Origin of the sequence: Nonomuraea recticatena (assembly GCF_039533245.1) — a bacterium.
Classification (GTDB): domain Bacteria; phylum Actinomycetota; class Actinomycetes; order Streptosporangiales; family Streptosporangiaceae; genus Nonomuraea; species Nonomuraea roseola.
In genome coordinates this window covers 1-3244 of sequence record NZ_BAAATE010000093.1, presented here as the reverse complement: position 1 = coordinate 3244, position 3244 = coordinate 1, and the positions used below count along the sequence as shown (strand labels likewise).

At 72.5% G+C, this 3244-nt stretch carries 4 protein-coding genes; 1 reads left to right on the top strand and 3 read right to left on the bottom strand.

The features are described from left to right. Nucleotides 1–390 precede the first annotated feature (390 nt). Nucleotides 391–1125 carry a hypothetical protein gene (locus ABFX50_RS50380; protein ID WP_346158377.1) on the top strand — a complete coding sequence of 245 codons (735 nt, stop codon included), beginning with the start codon at nucleotides 391–393 and terminating at the stop codon, nucleotides 1123–1125. A 102-nt stretch (nucleotides 1126–1227) separates the two neighbouring features. On the opposite strand, the gene ABFX50_RS50375 is transcribed toward ABFX50_RS50380, so the two are convergent. The 3 genes from ABFX50_RS50375 to ABFX50_RS50365 form a co-directional block, all read right to left on the bottom strand. Next, nucleotides 1228–2028: an urease accessory protein UreD gene (locus ABFX50_RS50375; RefSeq protein ID WP_346158374.1), complete on the bottom strand. Its 801-nt coding sequence runs from the start codon at nucleotides 2026–2028 to the stop codon at nucleotides 1228–1230. Continuing rightward, entirely contained in the window at nucleotides 2025–2726 is a 702-nt protein-coding gene (ureG, locus tag ABFX50_RS50370) for an urease accessory protein UreG (protein WP_346158372.1), read from the bottom strand. Before ureG ends, ABFX50_RS50375 begins: the two co-directional genes overlap by 4 nt. A 60-nt stretch (nucleotides 2727–2786) precedes the next feature. Continuing rightward, on the bottom strand, nucleotides 2787–3244 hold a 458-nt coding region (locus ABFX50_RS50365; protein WP_346158369.1), incomplete at its 5' end, for an urease accessory protein UreF.

The following is a 3244-nucleotide window of genomic DNA, read 5'->3' as shown; positions in this document are numbered from 1 at the left end:
CGATCAAGACGATGCGCGACACCGGGCGCGACATGCTCGACAAGTACAAGGAGACCTCACGCGGCGGCCTGGCCGTCAACGTCATCGAATGCTGACATCGGGCATCGCTGTCGTGGGCGCTGGGGCGCGCATGTCGGCTCGGCGGGCACCACGGCCGACCGTCTCCAGAGCCGGGCAGGTTGTGACACGCATGCGCGGAACGGTCTATGGCAGCCAAAAAGCCGATCTGGGTTGTGGCGCGTCGCCGCGTTTCCGCTGGTAGGAGTATCTCTCCACGGAGACGATCGCTACGGAACACCACGGCTGGCGGCCGCTTGCGCCGCCTGTCAGGCGCGGTTCAACCCTTTCACGGGGACATCCGCGTCAGCCGTTAACCGTAGGGGGAGCGCGATGAGCGACAACAAGGAACCGAAGCTGATCTACGGCCAGGGGGCCGAGGCATGCCCTGAGGGGAACTTCTGTCTCTACCGGGCCTCGAACTTCAACGCGGGTCAGACCCCGGGGCGTGGCGACAAGATCCTGGCCATTCCGATGGGCGCGTACGTCAACGACTTCTCCGAGTACGGGTTCGACCACAGCGGTGACGGGGTGAGCGCCGTCGTCAACAACACGGTCGAGGACAACGCGCTCTTCTCGGCCGCCGACCAGCAGGGGCACTCCCTGCCGGTGGAGCGGGGAACCTCGATCGCGGATCTGCGGGCGATCCCCATGGCCGGGAGTCCGAACGGCTCATGGAACGACCAGGCCCAGTCCGCGCTGGCGTCCCGCTTCGTGGGGAACCTGCGCGTCGACCAGGAACTGCGGGGCAGCTGGGCGGAAGGCTCCGGGCACCTCTACTCCTACCGGCTCACGATGCACGCCGAGCAGACCCGCGTCATGAAATGGGCCGTGGGCTTCGGTGGCCTGCCGGAGGGAAGCTCACTGTCCAAGACCTTCATCGACACCTTCTGGGGCGAGATCCTCCGCGACGGCACCGACGGCGCCGTCCTGCTCGGCTCCCCGGAAGGCGGCGGACACAGCGTCGATCCAGGGACGGCCCTCCCCATCGACATCCAGGTCGTCTACCCCGGCCAAAGCCCCGCCTACGAACGCCTCACCGGCCTGAACGCCCAACAGCTGGGCTGACCCGGCAACCGGCCAAGACCGAACTCCCCGGATGATCGCGTCCGGGAGGTTCGGCCGAGGCGGCCGCCTGAGGCGCTCCCGCCCCGGGGAGGCCGGAGCCGCTCACGCGGTGGGGTAGGCCGCATCGAGGAGGCGGCGCAGCCGCAGGCTGTCCGGGGCGAGGGCGGTGACCAGGAGGGCGGGGCCGGCGAGCGGGGTCAGCACGGCCTGCCCCTGCGCCGGGTCGTCCCCGAGCAGCCGGACGGCGGGCGGTCGGCTTCCGAAGGCCGGGTCGACGATGAGGATCTGGCCGGCGGCGCGGTGGCCGGCCAGGACGGCGGGGCCGTTCCAGCCGGGTGCGTCCGGGCCGTAGCGGGTCTGCTGGTCCAGGAGAGGGCGTCCGTCGTGTCGGACGGTGAGGCGGGTGCTCAGCCGGCCCGGCGGCTCGCCCGCGCGTCCGAGGACCTGTTCCTCGCGGAGGACGAGCCGTGCGGTGGGGGCCAGGTCGATGGTGCAGCTCTGGCGGAGGTTGCTGCGTGCGGTGGAGATCAGCGGCTGGGGCAGCCAGTGCAGGCTCGCCTGTTCAGCCACCGTCAGCTGGACGTCGTAGGTGGCGTGCTCGGGGGTGGCGCCGCGCAGGGCGATGGTGGCGGCGGCCGTGGTGATGTGCAGGTGGGCGCCTTGCTCGGCGGTGGCTTCGATGCGGAGCCTGTCGCCGCCGAGGGGGGCGCTCATGGCGCCGGTGATGCACACCCGCGCCTCGGCCCCGTAGGAGCGGTTGCGGCGCAGGTCGAAGGGCCCGTCCCCGGCGAGGACGGGCAGGATGGTGGCGTTGCTGGAGCTGGTCGCCCGGATCCGGGCGGTGGCGTGCACGCCTGCAGCGGTGTGCCCTGCTTGGGTGCGGGGAGAGGCCGCGATGGTCATGCGGGGCCCGCGGCCCAGTCGGCCAGGCGCTCGCGGACCCAGTCGGCCACGGGTGTGACGCCGCCTTCGCTCTTCAGGGCGGTGAAGGCCACCGGCAGGTCGCCGCGCTGGGCTTTGGCGTCGCGGGCCATGCCCTCCAGGTCGGCGCCGACGTAGGGGGCGAGGTCGGTCTTGTTGACGACGAGCAGGTCGGAGGCGGTGACGCCGGGGCCGCCCTTGCGGGGGATGTCGTCGCCACCGGCGACGTCGATGACGAAGATCTGCGCGTCGACCAGGCCCCTGGAGAAGGTCGCGGTGAGGTTGTCACCGCCCGATTCGATGAGGATCAGGTCGAGCGGGCCGAGGTGATCTTCCAGGTCCTCGACGGCTTCGAGATTGGCGGAGATGTCGTCGCGGATGGCGGTGTGCGGGCAGGCGCCCGTCTCGACCGCCGCGATCCGCTCGGCAGGCAGGACGGCCTCGCGGAGCAGGAAATCGGCGTCTTCTCGGGTGTAGATGTCGTTGGTGACGACGGCGATGGACAGCTCGTCGCGCAACGCGCGGCACAGGGCGGCGACGGTGGCCGTCTTGCCGGTGCCGACCGGCCCGCCAAGGCCGATGCGCAGCGCGCGGCGGCGGCCGTCGGGGCGCTGGGAGGAGGAGCCGCCGGGGCCGTGAGGGTGGGCCTCGGGGAAGGCGTCGCTGTGGTGCAGGTGCATGGCTGGCTCCGGGGGGTTGACGATGCGGTCGAACGGGTGGTGCCGGTCAAGGCCGCGTGCTCACGAGGCGAACAGGCGTGCCGGGGTGGTGGCGTGCTGTTCGGCGGTGATGTCGAGCAGCGGCGCCGAGGCGGCGGGCAGCGCGTCGAGGCCCTCGGCGGAGACGTGCTGCGCGGCCTCGGCCGCCTGCGCGGCGACGTGATCGATGTCGGCGGCGAGGCGGGCCAGGATGGCGACGGCGTCGAAGGGGTCCAGCCTGAGCAGGCGGACGGTGGCGCCGGCCGGGCCGCTGACACTCTCATAGGCCGCCGCGTAAGCGGCCTCCAGCGGGGTCAGGCCGGCGGAGCGGGCGGTGAGGCCGAGGACGATGGGCTGGTGGGCGCCCTGCGGCCGGGCCGCGGCGAGGGCGTCGAGTTCGGCCGAGGGCCAGGTGGCGCGGGCGGCCCGCATCAGTTGCCGGCCGAGCCTGCGCGCGGTGCGCCGCAGCGCCGGTGCGGGCGTGCGGGCGTCCGCGGCCT